The 17,436-nt window shown below is 66.4% G+C and carries 16 protein-coding genes and 5 pseudogenes; 14 read left to right on the top strand and 7 right to left on the bottom strand.

The annotated features are described in order from the left end of the window. Positions 1 to 667 precede the first annotated feature (667 nt). The gene (locus B0I32_RS53320; RefSeq protein ID WP_106252922.1) at positions 668 to 880 is read left to right on the top strand and encodes a hypothetical protein; all 213 of its coding nucleotides are present in this window, start codon (positions 668 to 670) and stop codon (positions 878 to 880) included. A 71-nt stretch (positions 881 to 951) separates the two neighbouring features. Here B0I32_RS53320 and B0I32_RS53315 read toward each other — a convergent pair whose 3' ends face one another. Then, complete coding sequence (locus tag B0I32_RS53315; protein ID WP_106252921.1) at positions 952 to 1,191, bottom strand: hypothetical protein; 240 nt, start codon at positions 1,189 to 1,191, stop codon at positions 952 to 954. Positions 1,192 to 1,572: 381 nt separating this feature from the next. Here B0I32_RS53315 and B0I32_RS57150 point away from each other — a divergent pair, with 381 nt between their 5' ends. From B0I32_RS57150 to B0I32_RS53295, 4 genes and pseudogenes are all read left to right on the top strand, one after another. Beyond that, positions 1,573 to 2,337 (top strand): hypothetical protein, encoded by a 765-nt coding sequence (locus B0I32_RS57150; protein WP_146178680.1) that lies wholly within the window; start codon positions 1,573 to 1,575, stop codon positions 2,335 to 2,337. A 221-nt stretch (positions 2,338 to 2,558) separates the two neighbouring features. Next, the gene (locus tag B0I32_RS53305) at positions 2,559 to 2,867 is read left to right on the top strand and encodes a hypothetical protein (protein WP_146178679.1); all 309 of its coding nucleotides are present in this window, start codon (positions 2,559 to 2,561) and stop codon (positions 2,865 to 2,867) included. Positions 2,868 to 3,077: 210 nt separating this feature from the next. Beyond that, positions 3,078 to 3,302 (top strand): annotated as a pseudogene (locus tag B0I32_RS60690) (IS256 family transposase); the annotation flags it as partial. A gap of 149 nt (positions 3,303 to 3,451) precedes the next feature. After that, a complete protein-coding gene (locus B0I32_RS53295; protein WP_106252916.1) occupies positions 3,452 to 3,766 on the top strand; it encodes a transposase in 315 nt (104 codons plus the stop codon). Here the strand turns inward: B0I32_RS53295 and B0I32_RS61945 are convergent. Both B0I32_RS61945 and B0I32_RS53285 read right to left on the bottom strand, forming a co-directional pair. Then, positions 3,725 to 4,094, bottom strand: a pseudogene (locus B0I32_RS61945) (DDE-type integrase/transposase/recombinase); the annotation flags it as partial. The gene B0I32_RS53295 and the pseudogene B0I32_RS61945 overlap by 42 nt on opposite strands. A gap of 163 nt (positions 4,095 to 4,257) precedes the next feature. Further along, the gene (locus B0I32_RS53285) at positions 4,258 to 4,971 is read right to left on the bottom strand and encodes a winged helix-turn-helix transcriptional regulator (protein ID WP_106252915.1); all 714 of its coding nucleotides are present in this window, start codon (positions 4,969 to 4,971) and stop codon (positions 4,258 to 4,260) included. Positions 4,972 to 5,081: 110 nt separating this feature from the next. On the opposite strand from B0I32_RS53285, the gene B0I32_RS57145 reads away from it, so the two are divergent. The 6 genes and pseudogenes from B0I32_RS57145 to B0I32_RS61515 all read left to right on the top strand — a co-directional run. Beyond that, positions 5,082 to 5,612 carry an SDR family oxidoreductase gene (locus B0I32_RS57145; RefSeq protein ID WP_146178678.1) on the top strand — a complete coding sequence of 177 codons (531 nt, stop codon included), beginning with the start codon at positions 5,082 to 5,084 and terminating at the stop codon, positions 5,610 to 5,612. Positions 5,613 to 5,821: 209 nt separating this feature from the next. Then, positions 5,822 to 6,706: an NmrA family NAD(P)-binding protein gene (locus B0I32_RS53270; RefSeq protein WP_106252910.1), complete on the top strand. Its 885-nt coding sequence runs from the start codon at positions 5,822 to 5,824 to the stop codon at positions 6,704 to 6,706. A gap of 384 nt (positions 6,707 to 7,090) precedes the next feature. Then, the gene (locus tag B0I32_RS58525; RefSeq protein WP_245956695.1) at positions 7,091 to 7,333 is read left to right on the top strand and encodes a hypothetical protein; all 243 of its coding nucleotides are present in this window, start codon (positions 7,091 to 7,093) and stop codon (positions 7,331 to 7,333) included. A gap of 205 nt (positions 7,334 to 7,538) precedes the next feature. After that, positions 7,539 to 7,946, top strand: a complete 408-nt coding sequence (locus B0I32_RS61940; RefSeq protein WP_106252908.1) for a transposase domain-containing protein — start codon at positions 7,539 to 7,541, stop codon at positions 7,944 to 7,946. Beyond that, on the top strand, positions 7,837 to 8,682 hold the full coding sequence (locus B0I32_RS53255; RefSeq protein WP_106252906.1) for an IS4 family transposase: 846 nt from the start codon (positions 7,837 to 7,839) through the stop codon (positions 8,680 to 8,682). Before B0I32_RS61940 ends, B0I32_RS53255 begins: the two co-directional genes overlap by 110 nt. A 287-nt stretch (positions 8,683 to 8,969) precedes the next feature. Next, positions 8,970 to 9,555, top strand: a pseudogene (locus B0I32_RS61515) (helix-turn-helix domain-containing protein); the annotation flags it as partial. Between the two features lie 676 nt (positions 9,556 to 10,231). On the opposite strand, the gene B0I32_RS57140 reads toward B0I32_RS61515, so the two are convergent. Further along, the gene (locus B0I32_RS57140; protein ID WP_146178676.1) at positions 10,232 to 10,414 is read right to left on the bottom strand and encodes a hypothetical protein; all 183 of its coding nucleotides are present in this window, start codon (positions 10,412 to 10,414) and stop codon (positions 10,232 to 10,234) included. A gap of 752 nt (positions 10,415 to 11,166) precedes the next feature. On the opposite strand from B0I32_RS57140, the pseudogene B0I32_RS53245 reads away from it, so the two are divergent. Continuing rightward, a pseudogene (locus B0I32_RS53245) lies at positions 11,167 to 12,312 on the top strand (ISL3 family transposase); the annotation flags it as partial. Between the two features lie 144 nt (positions 12,313 to 12,456). Here B0I32_RS53245 and B0I32_RS53240 read toward each other — a convergent pair. Beyond that, positions 12,457 to 12,999: a TetR/AcrR family transcriptional regulator gene (locus B0I32_RS53240; RefSeq protein WP_181308794.1), complete on the bottom strand. Its 543-nt coding sequence runs from the start codon at positions 12,997 to 12,999 to the stop codon at positions 12,457 to 12,459. A gap of 406 nt (positions 13,000 to 13,405) precedes the next feature. On the opposite strand from B0I32_RS53240, the pseudogene B0I32_RS53230 reads away from it, so the two are divergent. Further along, a pseudogene (locus tag B0I32_RS53230) lies at positions 13,406 to 14,669 on the top strand (IS701 family transposase). 96 nt (positions 14,670 to 14,765) lie between these two features. Here the strand turns inward: B0I32_RS53230 and B0I32_RS53225 are convergent. Then, positions 14,766 to 16,184: an MFS transporter gene (locus B0I32_RS53225; protein WP_219912497.1), complete on the bottom strand. Its 1,419-nt coding sequence runs from the start codon at positions 16,182 to 16,184 to the stop codon at positions 14,766 to 14,768. A gap of 89 nt (positions 16,185 to 16,273) precedes the next feature. On the opposite strand from B0I32_RS53225, the gene B0I32_RS53220 reads away from it, so the two are divergent. Continuing rightward, on the top strand, positions 16,274 to 16,900 hold the full coding sequence (locus B0I32_RS53220) for a winged helix-turn-helix transcriptional regulator (RefSeq protein WP_106252901.1): 627 nt from the start codon (positions 16,274 to 16,276) through the stop codon (positions 16,898 to 16,900). A gap of 73 nt (positions 16,901 to 16,973) precedes the next feature. Here B0I32_RS53220 and B0I32_RS53215 read toward each other — a convergent pair whose 3' ends face one another. Next, positions 16,974 to 17,354: a hypothetical protein gene (locus B0I32_RS53215; RefSeq protein ID WP_106252900.1), complete on the bottom strand. Its 381-nt coding sequence runs from the start codon at positions 17,352 to 17,354 to the stop codon at positions 16,974 to 16,976. Positions 17,355 to 17,436: the final 82 nt, after the last annotated feature.

Raw genomic sequence — 17,436 nt, 5'->3', positions numbered from 1 at the left:
CCGACGTTGGCGCGTCGGTCATGTCTTGAGGACTCACATGATCATCGGGAAGGTACACCCCTTCCCGACCGATCCACAGGTCTCAAGCATTGCTCTCGCCGCGTCCAGACACCGGCCCGGCGGCCAGGTGCTGAAGCGAGTCCTACGGCCGAGTTCGTTCATGGGTTGGACCGTCGCCGCCGACGGACATCTTGTCGGGCCTGGAAAGAGACAGCCGTCGCCTGGTTGACGTGGCGGAGAGCAAGCCGCTTCGCCCGCTGGTGGCGGTCGCATTCTCCGGCAAGATTGGGCATCTGGGACACGACGACGGGCGAACGGGTCGGTGCCTGGACCGACCCGGAGACCTGGCCGGCACAACCGCATTCTCCCCCGACAACCGGCACTTCGCGTTCGCTACCCAGGATCGGCCCCCTGGCCTTGCCGGGACGTGCGGCAAGGGCGGCGGGTCGGCCTTGCGAATCAACTGGTCGACTATGCGTACTCTATCGCGTTCGCCTCCGGTTCCGGTGAAATCGTGACCGTGGGCCTTGGCGGCCAGCTGACCCGCCTGCGCACCACCGTCGGGTCATTGCTGAAGATAGTGCGCGCGGGACTGGCCGGGGGCTGACCGAGGCGGAGTGGGCTCGGTACTTGCCCGGCAGGCCGTATGTGAAATTCTGCTGACCGAATGGTCGAGGTCGGCGCCCGCCAGCCACATCACCAGGCCGTTCTCGACGTCTTGGGGAGCCGGCGCGGGGGTGAGTTCCGCTGGGACGGCGAGACGCTGGGACCGTGGGCCGCGGAAATGGACGGCGGCGGCATCGTGGTCTGTCTGGCCGGGCGAAGCGTCAACTGCCGCAATACCCCGGCCCTGCGGGCTGTGATGGATTGGAGGGTCTGAGTGGAGGGGAGGTGATCGCCCCCGTCCGATCAGCTCGGCGGTGGCGAAGCGGGCGTTCCGGGTTACTGGGCCTACAGCGTCGAGATCGCATAGGGATCTTCGAGGTCCTGGCGCGGCCGGCGCGGCTCGGGCTCGACGCTCTGGTGGCCGGCGGCGCACATCGCGTGGATCCACGACGGCGATCCGGTCCGTGCTTTCGAGTTCCCGTCGGCCGGGACGACCTCGCGGGACCGGTCGAACTCGCCGACAGCGTGGGTGGAGGTGGCAAAGCGGTCCTCGAACCTCCACTCGACACGGTGGACGTGCGCCATTGGGCCTCGACGCGGGTGTCTCCCCTGACAGTCGCGTGACTCCACAGCGTTCCCGCAGACCTGTCACGAGTATGTGCTCGGCGGGCGACTCTCGGGATGGGCGATCCCGATCGTCCCAGGGGCGCCGCTGCTGGGCAGAGCCCGTAGCGACCGGGTGAGCACGTCCAGAGCAGTCACGCGTCGGCTAATACACCCGACGCAGATGGCAGGATTCCGCGGGGATTGGCAGCCGACTATCTTGATCACGGGGATGCCTGGGAGGCAGAGTGCCACTCCAGGAAGCGCCTCATCATCAACGGTTCCGCGCCGCCCTGCCGGGATTCGCTGCGAGCGATACCGAAGCAGCGCAGCTGATCACTGTGTCAGCCAGAAAGAGGTCAGATGGCATCCTTGTCCGGCATGAGCTCGTCCCGGCGGCTGCGGCCCGCCCCGATGGTGGCGGCAACCGTGCTGGCGCTGGCGGGAGTTGTCGCAGCGCCGATGCCGGTATCGGCCGTCAGTGGCGTCGCGGTTGATCGGGTAGTCAGCACCAGCGAGAACGGCGTCAGTTCCATCGCCGCTCCTGCCATTGCCACCAGCGGAACGGCCCCGCAAGTAGTCGTCGCGTACGTGGCCGCCGACGGTCCTGCGGGTTCCCGACAGACAGTCTTTGGCGTTAATGGGTGTGGCCTCAGCTGGCTGGGCAGCGGTGGGGAAAGGGTCGACAATCACGCCAATGACCAAGACGGCGTCGCTGCGGCGTACTATGCCGTCAGCTATAAGCCTCTCACTGACTGTGTCGTCACAGCACGTCTCGGTACCGGCGGATACGCCGCGAGCATCACGGTCGCAGTGCTGAGCGGCGCAAGTCGCTCGGTGACCTTCAGCAAGGCCAGCGGCTCCGGGACCGCACCCCAGGCCGTCGCCCGAGCGGATGCGGGCTCCCTGGTGTTCGCCGTCGGCAACGACTGGGACGGTGCCGTGCCACGCACCCTCCTGCCTGGCCAATCGATCGTCAGCGAGACGGTGAACACCGACGTCGGCGACACGTTTTGGGTGCAACGTCTAACCGAACCGGCCACGGCCCCCGGCCCCGTCATCGTCGGCTCCAGCGTGCCCGACGACCACCAGTGGAACCTTGTCACCGTTACCGCGCACCCCGCCTGAGTTCCCCGTTGGCCGCAGACGCACCCCTCCTCATCGTGGAAGAGAACTCGCCTACTCACCGGCGCGGGTACCTCACGCCGAGCTTAAGGTTTGGTACGCCCTGCGCCCCGCTCTGGCTGTCGGGGGTGTGTGACCAGGCGTCGACTTCTTCGGTGCGGTCGAGCATCCTCGTGCAGAAGAGCGCTTAGGGGCTGGTGCGGTGGCACGCAGTACCTTCCAGCATGAGCATGTTGGCCCGCTTCAGGCCACGTGCCAGCTGCGTCGGCACTAACGGGTTGCGTTCATCCGCGGAGCCCGCATCCAGCGATTTCGAGAACAAGGCGTTGTGCAACGTCAAGAGGCCGGTGAAGGTGACACCGATTCCGTCGGCAAGGCGCGGGGTCACCCGCCGCGGCGATCACCTGACCATCGTGGCCACCCAGCTGATCCTGCACCAGGCCCTGACGGTGGCCGACCGCCTGGCTGGACGAGGCGTGAGCATCGAAGTGATCTACCGGCGTGCCTTTACCCGCTTGACCTCGCGACCGTGATCACCTTGGCCGGGACGCGTCACCTCCTCGTCGTCCACGAGGCATCGCCCTAGTGCAACGAGCATGAGATGTGCAAGGGATAGATTCGCGTGAGCAATGCTTGAGATCTGTGGATCCGTCGGGAAGGGGTGTACCTTCCCGATGATCATGTGAGTTCTCCAGACATGCCCGACGCGCCAACGTCGGTCGGGAAGGCACATCTGTGTCACCGTGGTCCCTGACCCCGCTGGCGGTGACCGCGACGCGTCCGCTTCCGGCGCTTCGCCCGCGCTGATCGACGAGCTGGTGCGTGAAGGCGCCCGCCGGATGCTCGCCGAAGCGCTCAAGGCCGGGGTCGACGCCTCTATCGCCGCCTTCGCCGACGAGCGTGATGAGGCCGGCCGCCGCCTGGTCGTGCGCAACGGCCACCACCAACCCCGCACCGTGCTGACCAGCGGGTGCGATCGAGGTGGGGCCTTTCCCCACGGAAGTGGACACGCGGTGGGGTGTCATGCAGCCAGGGTCAGGCTAGTCGGTCTGAGGTGCCCAGCAGATTCCGGACAGTCGGCTACATAAGCTGACAGAAGTCTGGAAGAGGTAGGTACGTGGCAAGGCGTCGCAGGCAGTTCTCGCCGGAGTTCAAGGAAGAAGCCGTCCGCATGGTGCTGGAGGGCGATCGGACGGTCGCGTCGGTGGCGCGCGAGTTCGGCATCAACGCCAGCACGCTGGGCAGCTGGGTGAACCGGCACCGGATCGCGAGTGCGCAGGAGGAGCGGCAGGCGGTTTCGGGTCCGGAGCGGGCCAGGATCCGGGAGTTGGAACGGGAGAACGCCGAGCTGCGCGAGAAGGTGATCTTCCTGAAAAAAGCGGCCTTGAGTTCAAGGGGTCGTCGCAACGCTGCTGCTCAGGAGCGAGTTTAGATGATCGTTGAAGGCTTCAGCCGGGGGTTCTCCAGCCGAGACTCTTGCGGGGGCGGGCGTTGCGGGTGGCGGCGACCAGGTCGGTGCGCATGTGATCGGCGATCGACCAGCCCACCACCCGACGGCTGAAGCAGTCCAGCACGGTGGCCAGGTAGAGGAAGGTCCCGTCGCCGAGCGGCAGGTAGGTGATGTCGCCCATGTACGTGTGGCCCGGCTCTGCAGCGGTGAAGTCGCGGGTGAACAGGTCCGGCACCGGGGTGGCGGCCGGCTCGGGAACGGTGGTTCGCACGCGCCGGCGCAGGCGGGTGCCGGCGATGGCGAAGGCCCGGCTTCAACGGCAAACTCGTCGAACGCCCAACCGAATCACCCGTCCCAGCCGCCTAGAACCTCATGACCCACAGATCTTGACTATTGCTCTCGATGTAGCCCCACCGTCGCCACTCTCCGACAGGTGCAGTCACGGCGGTGACGAGTGCAGCTCAGCCTGAAGATCATCCACTACTGGTCGCCTGGGCAGGTTCGTCGCGCGAGGACGAGGAGGGCGTATCTGCCGGTGAAGGAGCGGGGCCGGCGCACGCGAGTAACCGCTCCAACGCCTGGAGGTCTCCGGCTGCGGTCGCTTGGCCGGCCTGCAGGGCCATCGACAGCTTCTCCTCTCCGCTCATGATGGCTTTGAACGTGTCGGTGTCCGTGTGCAGGACCGTGTCCGGGGCGGGAGCTATGCCCCGCTCCACCTGTATCCGGGCGTCGGCGACGGTCACGATATAGCGATCCTCCCCCAAGCCGATCTCGAATGTCGCAGTTGTTGATTGATCGCCTGCCGGGCGGAATCCAGTTCTGAGCCCCAGCATCAATGAATCAGCGCTGACCCTTCCGGAAGGTTTGATCACTGGTGTGCGGTTCCCCCATTGCCCCAGCGCGGCCAGGATCTCCTTCAGTTCCGCTCCCCATGCTGTCAGCTCGTAGACGCGCGACCCGGCGGGCTGCGGGAGCGCAGCGCGGCGCAGTACGTCGGCCGCTTCCAGGTCGCGCAGGCGCTGCGAGAGCATGTTGGGCCCAATGCCAGGCAGCCCGGAGCGCAGGTCGGTGAAGCGCTTGGGGCCGAGGAGCAGTTCGCGGATGATCAGAATTGCCCAGCGCTCCCCGATCAGGTTCATCGCGTGCGCGATGCCGCAGCCATCATCGTAGATGCGCTTCCCATCCATCCTTTCATAATAGCAAGAACTACAGTATATATATATGGTAGTTCATTTTTCGTACTAATCATGCCGAGACCACGAACTTGGAGCTGTACGCTCCGGAGAGATCCACTCTCATGTACACCAACTCCACGCCGGTGACGGACAAGTCCGTCGCCATGATCGGCGGAAGCGCCGGTATCGGCCGAGAGATCGCCCGGCAAGCCGGGGAGCTCAGTGCCGACGTAATGATCATCGCGCGAGAGCCGGACCGGCTGGTACACGCTGCCAAGGAGCTCTCCGTGAGCGCGAGTGTCATCCTGGACGCGGCACAACAAAACCGCAGTGGCCGCTGTCGCCATCTCACTACTCCGTCTTGCGGGTTCCCGACCTCGGCCATGGAGTCCATGCGTCATATCGTCTATTCGACGTTCTGGACGAACTCACACATCGCACGGCATGTCGCCGGCGTGCTCCGCACTGGGGACGGCCTGAGCTTCACCTCCGGCGCCGGTGAACGGACCCAGGACAGCTCGGCCAGCTACGTCGCCAATCTCGGTCGCGGCGCTCTCGTCGAATGCCTGCCTACGAGATGGCGCCCGACCGCCAGGTCAACGCCGTTGCTTCTCTCTTCAGGGGAACCCGGACTGCGTTCTGGAGGGGCCTGACGTCGGAGCTGTGGAGGGCGTGCAGGCAGGCTTTGCCGAGCGTGTACCCCTGCGCCGGATTGCCACCGTGCCTGAGGCGGGCCCCGGCCTACCTCCAGCTCATGACGAGCACGTTCATCACCGGCCAGGTCGTCGCAGTCGACGGCGGCGTCATGCTCGACAAATAACTGACCACCAACACCAACCCAGCACACCTCAGGAGTATCCTTATGCATGAACATTCGTTCACATACGTAGTCGTTGGTGCCACGGGCGCGGTAGGCAAGGTCGTGGCAGACCTTCTGTCACGCCAAGGCCATCAGGTCCGCCCGGTGTCCCGCCGCACCGGCATATCCCTCGACGATCCAGCCGCGATGGTGGAAGCGTTCCACGGAGCCGACGGCGCCTTCCTCATGATCCCCTTCGACCAACACGCTCATGACCTGCACCGGCGCGAGGAGGCCATGGCCGCCACGCTCGCCCACGCTGTTGAGAAAGCCGCTTTGCGCCGCGTCGTCCTCCTCAGCGGCACCAGTGTCCGAATAGGCACGAACATCGGCAGTGGCACGGGCGCCGCCATCGCGGAACGACATCTTGACGGCCTCGACATCCCTGAACGCGTCTACCTGCGGGGCGGTTTCTTCATGGAGAACCACCTCAACCTCAGCTTCGTCGACCAGGCCGCAACCGGCTTGTACGCCACGCCCTTCCGGCCAGACTTCGCCACGCCGATGATCGCCGCAGCGGACATCGGCAGGGTCGCTGCCGGTGCGCTGACCGAGTCGACATTTACCCAGCCGCGTGTGCGCGAGCTCCTCGGCGCGCAGGATTACACGATGGTGGAAGCCACCCGGATCCTCGGCACTGCGATCGGTCGTCCGGACCTACGCTACCTGCAGATTCCCTTCGAGATGGCACAGCGGGACATGCTCGCGGCAGGTATGTCCGCCAGCTTCATCGACGCAGTGCTCGAGACGGCCCGCACGTTCAACGACGGCATCCCCTGGGCTGGAGAGGCGCGCTCCGAATCAAATACCACGCCCACCACTTTGACCGAGTTCGCCAACCAAATCGTCCGGCCGCTGTATGAGAGGGTGCACACGACGCGCCCATAGACCGGATACGCCTGCATCAAACATCCGTCCAGCATGCTTAGCTTCTCCCTCGGGCAGACCCTTGGGCCGCATCATGCGCAAGCCTGTCAGTGACGACGGCGAAGGCTCGCACATCTCGAGCTTCGGCAGGGTGTCCCGGATCCGAGCGGCTTTCGACAGCGATCGGCGGAAGCCTCTCCGTGAAGCGTAGAACGCGGGGCACTACGACAACTGGGTGGCGCCCGGGATCGCTGACGGTTCGTTCCCCCGCCGGTATGAACCTGGCTCCGGTGATCAGAGCCCGAAACACTGGGCTCGCCAGGTGGGAAGGCACTCATGGACCCCGGCAGGGCAGCCGAAGACCTGTGCTCCCATCGCCCGGTCCCTTTCGCTATGGTCAAAAGTGTGAAGCAGATTGACGGATCAGGAAGGGCAGGAACTGCAGCGGATCGCGCGGCTCAGCACCACCAGCGCGGTGCGTTACTGGCGGAAGATGATCCTGCTGGCCTCGGCCGGCGGCAACACCGTCCCGGTCATCGCCCGTCGGTGCTGGCCGATGAGGACACCGTGCGCGATGTGATCCACCGTTTCAACGAAGTGGGGCTGGCCTGCAATGCCGGTGAGTTAAGGCATTTGCGCAGGTGGTGAGTGCTTTTGCTGGTGTTAGGCGTAGCTGGCCTCAGCGCGGATCGTCGCGATTCGGTGACGGATAGTGCGTCGGCTCGCCTGAGCAACGAAGCCCTCGATAGGACAGCGGTCGACCAAGATCGCTTTATCCTCCTTCCGAGGAGCTTCGTTGCTCGCTCAGTTTGCCACGCCCAGATCATCCGTAGAGGAGGCTCTGGATCGGCCGATGTGCTCGGTCGGGCTCGGGGTCTTGACCGAGGAAATCCCGCCGGAGTTCGTCGATGAGGTTGTCGAACTGTCGGGTTGTCGCGAGAAGCGGCATCGGCTGCTGCCCGCGCGGGCGGTGGTGTCCTTCGTTGTGGGGTTATGCCTGTTCAGCGGCGCAGGCAGCGCGGCACCGCCGGGATACCGGTCGGTGATGAGGTGGCTCACCAACGGCCTACGGCATCTGCATGGGCTGGCGTTGCCGACCAGTTCGGCACTGACCAAGGCCAGGCAGCGGCTCGGGTCCAAGCCCCTTTGGGCTGCTGTTCGATCGGCGGCGCGGGCCACTGGCCGGACCGGGCACGAAGGGCGCTTTCGCGTTCGGGCTGCGCCTGGTCGCTGGGGACGGCACCGGCCTGGATGCGGCTGACACCCCCGAGAACGCGGCCGAGTTCGGAGTCACACAGGGCGGAAATCCACAGGTCCGGCTGCTGGCGCTGATCGAATGCGGCACCCACGCGCTGATCGATGCCGCCTTTGACGGTGTCACCAAGGCCAGCGAGCACAAGCTCGCGCGCAGGCTCCTGCACGCGCTTAACGCGGGCATGCTCCTGCTGGCCGACCGGAACTTCGCCGGCCACGAACTGTGGGGCATGGTCACTGCGACCGGATCCGACATGCTGTGGCGGATCAAGAAGAACCTGGTGTTCCCCGCGGTCGAGATCCTGCCGGACGGGTCGTTCCTGTCGTCCATCATGCCCACCCCTGCTGAGAACCGGCGGCGCGGCATCGCCCGAGCACACGGCCGCAGCCTTGGACGGACACCGCACGGCCACCTCGTCCGGATCATTGAATACATCGAATACATCGAATACACCGTCACGATCAAGACAGCGGACGGCCGCACGAGGACCGAACCGTTCCGGCTCGTCACCACCCTTCCCGATCACGAACAAGCGCCCGCCGCCGAGATCGCAGCCGTCTATCACGAGCGCTGGGAGATCGAGAACGGGTACGGCGAGCTCAAGACCCGACTCCGCGGAGGCGGCGTTCATCCTGCGCTCCAAGCTTCCGGAACTCGTCTGCCAGGAACTGTTCGCGCTGCTCGCCGTCTACCAAGCGCTGTGCACGCTGAAGTGCGAAGCGGCCCTGGCCGTCGGCATTGACCCGGACCGCGTTTCCTTCACTGTGACGGTCCGCGTCGCCCGCGACCACGCGGTTAGCGCATCAGCAGAACCCGCCCAAGCCCGCCGCAACGCTGTCCGCGACATTCTCGACGACCTGCTTCCACGTCGTCGCGACCGTCAGTGCGAGCGCGTCAAGAAGCCAGCCAAGAACACCTTCCCGACCAAGAAGCGTGACACTGCGCAAACCGGCCACCAAGGCCAGCTACAAGATCAAACTCTTGAGAAAGGCACCTTCACCAGCGTAGATGCCTTAACTCACCGGCATTGGGCTGGCCTGCCTAAACCCTCGGTGGGCCGGGAGGCCGTCCCCGCCTGCTCAGTCCTGACGACGAAGAGTTCATCACCCAGATGGCCACCACCCGACCCGCCAAGCTCGGCCAGCCCTTCACCCGCTGGTCCATCCGCAAACTCCTCGACTATCTGCACCGCCTTCCCGGACGCGCCATCACCATCGGCCAGGAAGCGTTACGCACCCTGCTGACCCGCCGGTGGATCACCTTCCAGCGCACCAAGACCTGGAAGGAGTCCCTGGACCCGGACTTCGAGGCCAAGCTGGACCGCATCGAATACGCCCTCGCCCAGCGGCCCGAGCGCACCTTCGCCTTCGATGAGTTCGGACCGTTGGGTATTCGCCCCACCGCCGGCTCCGGCTGGGCACCGCAGGGCGAGCCGGTCCGGCTGCCGGCCACCAGCCGCCGTACCCACGGCGTCACCTACTTCCACGGCTGCTACTCCGTCGGCGATGACCTGCTGTGGGGCATCAACCACCGGCGCAAAAGCAGCGACCACACCTGGGCTGCGCTGAAGTCCATCCGCGCCGCCCGCCCAGACGGCGCCCCGATCTACGTTCTGACGGTTCCGCGAGCGGAGGCTGCCCTGCGGCCCGGTCAGGGCCGGACGGGCGTCTCCTCGGCGAGGGAGATGAGGATCTTGCGGGCTCATTCGCAGATGCTCGACCTGCGGCTGCACTCGCCCAGACGTGCGGTGAGAGTGTCGATCTCCGCCTGGGGCTGCTCGAGCTGGCTGGACAGGGAGTGCTCGCGGGCGTCGATCCGGCCCAGGAGCCAACTGCCGGGTCTCGGATTGGCGCAACGTCGGGCCGGGTCATGTCCACCGCGAGGTGCAGGTCCCGAAGGTGGCGTGGGTGCGGTTGCGCTGGTCCCGCACCGTGCCTACGGGCGGTTCCATGAAGCAGCGTACGTGGGAGCAGAGGCTGCCATCGCTCAGAGGCAGGAAGTCATGCCAAGATAGGCGGCACATTGCTGTGCCGCCTATCTGCACACCTCGCGCAGTCGCCGTCATCTACTGCACACCTCGCGGCACCGTGAACGGCGCGACGGCTCCTATGATCCCTGCCGCTCTTGTCGTCGTGGCCCATTCACCGGCGAAGCTGCCGGCAGCACTGAGTGGAGAGCGAGCAGCACACCGGGGCCATCGGTCAGGCTGTAGTCCTGATCATCATACAGAGACCACATCGAGCACGCCTGGCCACGCGAGAGTGGTCGAGCGGGCGGCTCCTCGCGTGTCGTTACATGTCGCGGTTGTCGGGCGTCTCACCTGCGGTGATGTGCACAGAGTCCGCGCTCGCCGGTGCGACGACCGCAGCACCGACCCCGCCGGCCACCAGTGCGGCCGCGATCATAGCCATGAGGACACGCTTCATGGGTCCCTCCGATTCTGGTTGCAATTTGACGTACAGAATCTTCACCATGTTGGGCGTTTAGGCCAGGCCATTAACTGTCTATATTCGTCCTTATCCTGCCATTCGTCCTTGCCGCACCTCCTCCTTGGCGCTGCAGCTCCGGATCCTCATGGCCCCCTATCATTGCTGGTCGGACATACGGAGCCAAGGGCCCCTCTGCCGCTTCCGTGACTAGAGGAGCCCGGCAGAAAGCGCATTTCGCATCGATGATCGTCGCGGTAGGTACGGCAGCACGCCCTCTGCTCTCCCGGACCTGCTCTCCCGGACCTGCTTCGCGTAGCAGGTCATGCAGACGTTGGGACTTTCCGTCCGCCCCCGACTCGGCGTAGTAGTCGTAAACCGCCGGCAACCATGAGGCGATGGTTGGCGTGGACCTGCTGAGCGCGCCGTCCACCGGCCCTGTCACCGGCCCCGCCACGGCGAGGCCCGTGCCACGCTGACCACCGCCGGGCACAGCGTCACCATAAGCCCACGCCGCTGCGCCCCGCCGTCGCCTGCGGCTTCACCATCGGCGACTTTGCCGTTGACGAGAGCGCCGGCACGGTTACCTATCCCAGGGGGTCGCCGGAACATCACCGCCACCCGCCATCTGGTCTCTGGCATCGCCTGCCGCTCCTGCCCGTCACGGGAAGGCTGCACGATGAGCAAGCACGGCCGCAGCCTGCAGCTGCACCCCCGCGACGCCCTGGTACGCCAAGTCCGCCGCCTGGTCTGTCCGACCCGCGGCTGCCGGCAGACCTTCCGCGAACAGGTGCCTGGGGGTGCTGGAACGCTATCAGCGTCGCACGTCCCGCCTGAGTACGCAGGTCGGCGCGGTGGTGCGTGAGCCGGCCGGCCGCGCCGGTACACGGGTGCTGGCCGCGCTGGCCGTCCGCCTATCGCGGCATACCGCGCTGCGGCTGCTGCTGCGTTTGCCGCTGCCGCGGTTACCGGTGCTTCGAGTGCTGGGTGTGGACGATTTCGCGCTGCGCCGGCGGCATCGCTATGCCACCGTGCTTATCGATGCCGAGACTCGCCGACGCATCGACGTGCTGGTGGCCTGGCTGCGCGCACATTCCGAGGTGCAGGTGGTCTGCCGGGACGGGTCAGGCGCCTACGCCGAAGCGATCCGCCGGACTCTGCCCGACGCCGTCCAGGTCGCTGATCGCTGGCACCTGTGGCACAACGTCGGCGAGGCCGTGCTGAAAGAAGTGGCCGCCCACAGCGCCTGCTGGGCCAAAGCCAGCCCGCCGATCACCGACGGCAAGCGCGCAGACCACCCGCGAACGCCGGCACCACGTCCACGACCTGCTCGGCAAGAGCGTCGGCCTGCTGGAATGCGCCCGCCGCCTGAACCTGAGCCTCAACACCGTCAAACGCTACACCCGCGTGCCCGAACCCGAACGCCTCCAACGCGCCCCCGCCTACCGGCCCACCCTCGTCGATCCCTACCGCGACCACCTCAAACGCCGCCGGGCCGAAGACCCCGCCGTGCCCATCCTGCACCTGTTCAACGAGATCAAAGCCCTCGGCTACCCAGGCAGCTTCAACCTGCTCTACCGCGACATCACCCAAGGACGAGAGTCGAAGCCGACCGGCTGCCCATCTCGCCTCGCCGCGCTGCCCGGCTCCTGCTCACCCACCCCGATCACCTCAAGGATGAGCACCGGCGCCTGCTGGACGCCCTCACCGCCGCCTGCCCCGAGATGACCGACCTGGCCGGGCTCATCCGCGGTTTCGCCGGCCTCCTGCGGCCGCATGAAGACAACGCCAACCGTCTCGACGCCTGGATCGCCGGCGCCCGCGCCGCCGACCTGCCTCACCTGCACGCTTTCACCCGTGGCCTCGACCAGGACCGCGACGCCGCCCGCGACGCCGTCACGCTGCCCTTCCACAACGGCGGCACCGAAGGAGTGAACACCAAGACCAAACGCATCATGCGCCAGATGCACGGCCGAGCCAGTTTCGCGCTGCTCCGCCACCGCCTCCATGGGCTAACGCTCCGCCACCACCGGATAAGAGACAGAGCCGTTCTTTGTACAGTCCCCCTCGGGTGGCCGCTTCATCTGCAGTCAGGGGTGGTCTGTGTGAGCAGGGTTCCATGCTGCAATGGTCTCCTGCCAGGTGGGGGGTGGTTCGGTGAGAGGTGCGGCGGCGGGTGCGGCCAGTGCGGGGGCGATGAGCTGAAGGTAGCGACGGCGAAGAGCCTCGCGGCGGGTGGTGTCGCCGGTGTAGATGGCGTGCAGCATTTCGAAGATCTGGAAGATGTCGCGGGCGGTGATGTCGTTGCGGACGGCTCCTGCGGCCTGTGCGCGGGCCAGTAGGTTGCCGACGGCGGTGTACATGTCCTGGGCGGCGTTGTTGAGTGTCTGGCCGGCGTGGAAGGTGCCGGCCAGGGGGGTGAGGGATCCGGCGCCGACGGTGAGTGCGGTGTGCAGAAAGTCGTTGAAGGCATTCCACGGGTCCTGGTCTGCTGTGGCCAGGGCGGCTTGCGCTGTGGCTGTGATGGCGGTCATCGCGTTCAGGCACAGATGGTGCACCAGGTCGTCCTTGCAGGCGAAGCGGCGGTAGAGCGAGGCGACGCCGACACCGGCGTGGGTGGCGATCTCGGCCATCGAGGCGCGGGGGGACGGTGGCGGCATCGCCGGTGCCATCAGCAGAGTGCCCGATCAGCCCTCGCCATCGTGGCGGGGTCCGAAACGAGACGAGGGCTATCCGGGGCATGTAACCGTCTTCGTCGAGGTAGACGACGTCGACATCGCCCTCCAGCAGGCCGAAAGCCTGGGCGAGACCCGGATGCAGGGCCCTGATCCGCTTCAGCCCGGCATCGAGATCGGCAAGTTCACCGATCCTGAAGGACACCTGATCGGACTGGTCACCCGCTCCGACCACTCCAGACGCTTCGCGATCTTGAAGCGTTGGGGTTACATGCGACGGCTACCGCGTGATCATTCGGAGTTTATGAAGACAACCAATGATCGTGCGGTGGCCGCGAGCCACAGCGTAGACCCTGACGGCTTGATGGTCATCTTCAACGAGCTGATGGCCCGGATCGCCGGCCGGTTCGGCCGCGTCGAACCCCGCCCCGCCCCGCCGCGCCGCGACCGCGTACGTGCGCGGGCTGCTGGCCGACATTGACCGTAAGAACTGCCGGCACGTGGCCGAACACGCTGGACTGAGCGGGCCGACAGACGTTGCAGCGGTTGCTGGGCACCGCCCGCTGGGACGCCGATCAGGTGCGCGATGATGTCCGGGCCATCGTCGTCGACCGGCTCGGCCCCGGCGGTGTGCTGATCGTGGATGAGACCGGCTTCGTCAAAAAGGGCACCGGATCGGCCGGGGTGCAACGGCAATACACCGGCACCGCGGGCCGCATCGAGAACGCCCCGGTCGGCGTGTTCCTCGCCTACGCCACCCCGGCCTGGCGGGCACTGCTGGACCGGCGGCTCTGCCTGCCGGAGCACACCTGGCTGGCCGATCCCGGCCGCTGCCGGGCGGCCGGCGTCCCGGACGGGACCGGCTTCGCCACAAGCCCGCGCTGGCCACCGCCATGGTGCCCGGCCGCGCTGGAGGCGGGAGTGAGCGCTCCTTGGCTGATCGGCGATGAGGTCTACGGCCAGGACCCGCGCCTGCGCACTGCCCTGGAGCAGCGCCGGATGGGATCGTGCTGGCCATTGCGGGCAACCGGCGTGTCGAGCTTGAGGGCGTCCAGGTGAGCGCAGCCGAGGTCGCAGCCCGGGTGGCCGACCGGCACTGGCACCGCTATCGCGCCGGCCAGGGAGCCAAAGGGCCGCGCTGGTATGCCTGGGCCCGAATCGACGAAGGAGACGAAGGCGAGGCCCAGGGCTGTCGGTGGTTGCTGATCCGGCGCAACCTGACCACCGGCGAGCTGGCGTTCTACCGCTGCTACGCGCCCACTCGGCAGCCGCTGATGGCCCTGGTCAAGATCGCAGGAGCCCGGTGGGCAGTGGAGGGAGTCCTTCCAGGTTGCCAAGGGCCAGGTCGGCCTGGACCACTACCAGATGCGCGGCTGGACGGCCTGGCACCGTCACATGACCCTGGCTCTGCTCGCCCTGGCCGTGCTGACGGCCATCGCCGCCGCCAGCCACCCAGCACCGCCGACGACCGCATCCCGCTGACCCTGCCCGAGATCCGCCGTCTGCTCGCCGCACTCGTGCTGACCCGGCACCGCTCCGTCACGGATCTTCTGCGCTGGTCAGACTGGCGCCGACGCCACCAGGCCACCGCCCGGCACTGCCACTACCAGCGCAGATCCGAACCATGATCGCGAAGTGTCACTGGAGTACTAGGCGCGGACGAACAGATGAACGACGCGCAGGTGACGCCTGAACTGCCCGGAGCGCGGCGTGGGACATCGGCGTCATGCCACAGGGGTCTTCGCGCCGGCCTTCGGTTGTGCTGAGGGCGGGCTGATTGACCTTCTACCCGGCAACCCGAACGCTGCCACCGCGCCGGCCAGGGCTATGACGGCTCCGCCGCCCATCGCGGCGGCGAACCCATCACTGAAGGTTTGTGGTGAGCCGTACCCTCCCGTAGTGGCGAAGATGGTGCCGAGCACGGTCACCCCGAACACGCCGCCGAGGTAACGGAACGTCGTGATCACACCTGAGGCCTTTCCGATCTCGTGGGGTGGAACTGCGGCCACCACCGCCTTCTGAGCCGCCGGGGTTGCCATCGCAACCCCGCATCCCCCGACGATGAGCAGAGGAAGGACGGACAAGTACGGCAGGGCGGGTTCGGCGATGAGTGCCAGCCATGCGAGCGTCACTGCCCAGAGGATGAGCCCGGTGACCATGAACACCCGTTCGCCGATGCGGTCGGCGAGCATGCCGGCCAGTGGTGCGACGATCATCACCGGTCCCGTCGCGGGGAGCAGGCGAAGCCCCGCCTCCAGGGGACCGACTCCTTGGGACCACTGGAAGAACTGAGCGAGGAAGAAGAACATCCCGAAGAGTGTGGCGAACAAGGCGAAACTCGCCAGATTGGCCGAGGTGAAGGCCCTGATGGCGAAGAAGCGCAGCGGTATCATCGGCACGGTGGCGCGCCGTTCCCAGACAGCGAATGCTGCGAGGAGCAAGACGCCGGTCGCCATCGGGAAGAGCGCCTCGCTGTCATCCCATCCTGTACTGGGCGCACGCACGAGTCCCAGGACGAGCCCGAGAACGCCGCCGGTGACCAGCAGGAGGCCGACAACGTCCAGTCGGTTGTCGGGTCCCTTGTTCTCCTCGATCCTCAACAGCACCAAGACGATCGTGACGAGCCCGATCGGCACGTTGATCCAGAAGATCCATTCCCAGGAGGGCCCTGCCGCGATGGCACCTCCGAGGAAGGGCCCTATGAACGTCGCCAGTCCTGTCACACCGCTGAACAGGCCGATCGCCTTGCCGCGGCGTTCGGGGGGAAAGGCCGCGGACAGAAGTGTGAGCGCCAACGGTATGACGAAGGCCGCCCCGGCTCCCTGAGCCGCCCGTGCGGCGATCAGCGTGGCCGCGTCCGGTGCCAGGGCGCAGGCGGCGGAGGCGAGGGTGAACACGGCCAGCCCTGCGGCCAGGACGCGGCGCCTTCCCCAGCGATCACCCAGCGCGGCCCCGGTCAGCAGGAGCATCGCGAAGGTCAGGTTGTAGGCGTTGACCGTCCATTCCAGCTGTTCGAGCGAGGCCCCGAGATCTCGCTTGATCGCGCCCAGCGCCGTCGTCACCACGAGGCTGTCGAGCGAAATCATGAACGAAGCCAGGGATGAGAGGGACATCACCCAGCGCTGGCCTACGTCGAGGGCCATGGCCGTGCCTCCTTGAATTGCTGCTTGTATTATTTGACTATCTGCTCCTAAAAAGCAACTGAGCGGTACTTTTTCGATAGAATGGTTCCGTGACAGGAAGGCGGAAGTACGGCGACGGCTGCGCGGCGGCGCATGCCCTTGATCTCGTCGGTGAACGCTGGGGGCTGCTCATCGTCAGAGAACTGCTGCTCGGCCCCAAACGCTTCACCGACCTGCGGGAAGGCCTGCCCGCCGCCAGTTCTAACTCGCTGTCGCTGCGGCTCAAGGACCTGGAGGAATCGGGCGTCATACGCCGTCGCAAATACGGGTCTCCCGCCACCGTGTGGGTCTATGAACTCACGGAGTGGGGCAAGGATCTCGAGCCGATCCTCATCCACCTGGGTCGCTGGGGAAGACGCTCGCCCGTACGGGATCGAGAGACACCCTCCAGCGTGGACGCGCTCATGCTGGCGATGCGCAGCCGTTTCCGCCCCGAGGCCGATCCCGCGCTGTCAATGGTGATGGCGATCCGGCTGGCGCAGGACCTGTTCAGCGTGAAGGTTGACAAAGGCTTCCTGACCATCGAGCGTGGTGACCCTGCGCATCCGGATGTGGTGATCGACACAGACCTGCCCACACTGGCCACACTGGTCAGGCAGGCGCCGCCCAAGGAGGCGTTGCCGACGGACGTCAAGGGAGACCAGGAGGCCGCCTGGCGATTCTTCTCGACCTTGTGAGCGAGAATTTCGTCCTTGCCGGCGGGTGGCCGTTCCCCGTTGCCTCCAGCCCTAGTGCGACAGTCGCCATTCGTTAGTTGAGCTGGATATTTGTGGTGCTCAGGTGGGTGCGGTGATGGAACCAGCGGGTGCGTGCTTGATGGCGGCGTCGCCAGGCTGACCCGTGAGCAGCCTGTTCCAGGGTTGGTGTGTGGCTGGTGACGGCGTTGAACAGGCGCTTGATCTCTACGACCGTCAGCGGGATCGGGCCGGGGTCGGTGGGTGGTGCTTGGTCGGGACGGGTGGGTGGTGTGGCCTGTGTGTCGGTGCGGTGCCGGGTCGTGGCGGTGGTGACCACGCAGACGGCCAAGGCGGCCATGACCAGGACAAGGTGCTGCAGCAACGCCTCGTGCAGGCGGACCTGGGACTCTTCCAGGCCGGACAGGTCCTGGCCGGTCTGAAGGCTCTCTTCCACCGGCCAGCGCAGTCTGGCGGCGGTGATCAGGCGAGCCAGGGTGGCCGGCTGACAGCGGATCGGCCGATGTCTTCAACGAGTG

Origin of the sequence: Nonomuraea fuscirosea, from assembly GCF_003001935.1 — a bacterium.
Lineage (GTDB): Bacteria > Actinomycetota > Actinomycetes > Streptosporangiales > Streptosporangiaceae > Nonomuraea > Nonomuraea fuscirosea.
This window is presented reverse-complemented; position numbering and strand designations above follow the sequence as displayed.

What these genes read in the sequence shown, in the direction of transcription:
- B0I32_RS53285 (WP_106252915.1), bottom strand. Translation starts at nt 4,971, where the DNA reads ATGGATGGGAAGCGCATCTACGATGATGGCTGCGGCATCGCGCACGCG.
- B0I32_RS53270 (WP_106252910.1), top strand. Translation starts at nt 5,822, where the DNA reads ATGCATGAACATTCGTTCACATACGTAGTCGTTGGTGCCACGGGCGCG.
- B0I32_RS53305 (WP_146178679.1), top strand. Translation starts at nt 2,559, where the DNA reads ATGAGCATGTTGGCCCGCTTCAGGCCACGTGCCAGCTGCGTCGGCACT.
- B0I32_RS57145 (WP_146178678.1), top strand. Translation starts at nt 5,082, where the DNA reads ATGTACACCAACTCCACGCCGGTGACGGACAAGTCCGTCGCCATGATC.
- B0I32_RS57140 (WP_146178676.1), bottom strand. Translation starts at nt 10,414, where the DNA reads ATGGTGAAGATTCTGTACGTCAAATTGCAACCAGAATCGGAGGGACCC.
- B0I32_RS53240 (WP_181308794.1), bottom strand. Translation starts at nt 12,999, where the DNA reads ATGGCCGAGATCGCCACCCACGCCGGTGTCGGCGTCGCCTCGCTCTAC.
- B0I32_RS53320 (WP_106252922.1), top strand. Translation starts at nt 668, where the DNA reads ATGGTCGAGGTCGGCGCCCGCCAGCCACATCACCAGGCCGTTCTCGAC.
- B0I32_RS53315 (WP_106252921.1), bottom strand. Translation starts at nt 1,191, where the DNA reads ATGGCGCACGTCCACCGTGTCGAGTGGAGGTTCGAGGACCGCTTTGCC.
- B0I32_RS61940 (WP_106252908.1), top strand. Translation starts at nt 7,539, where the DNA reads ATGTGCTCGGTCGGGCTCGGGGTCTTGACCGAGGAAATCCCGCCGGAG.
- B0I32_RS57150 (WP_146178680.1), top strand. Translation starts at nt 1,573, where the DNA reads ATGGCATCCTTGTCCGGCATGAGCTCGTCCCGGCGGCTGCGGCCCGCC.
- B0I32_RS53225 (WP_219912497.1), bottom strand. Translation starts at nt 16,184, where the DNA reads ATGGCCCTCGACGTAGGCCAGCGCTGGGTGATGTCCCTCTCATCCCTG.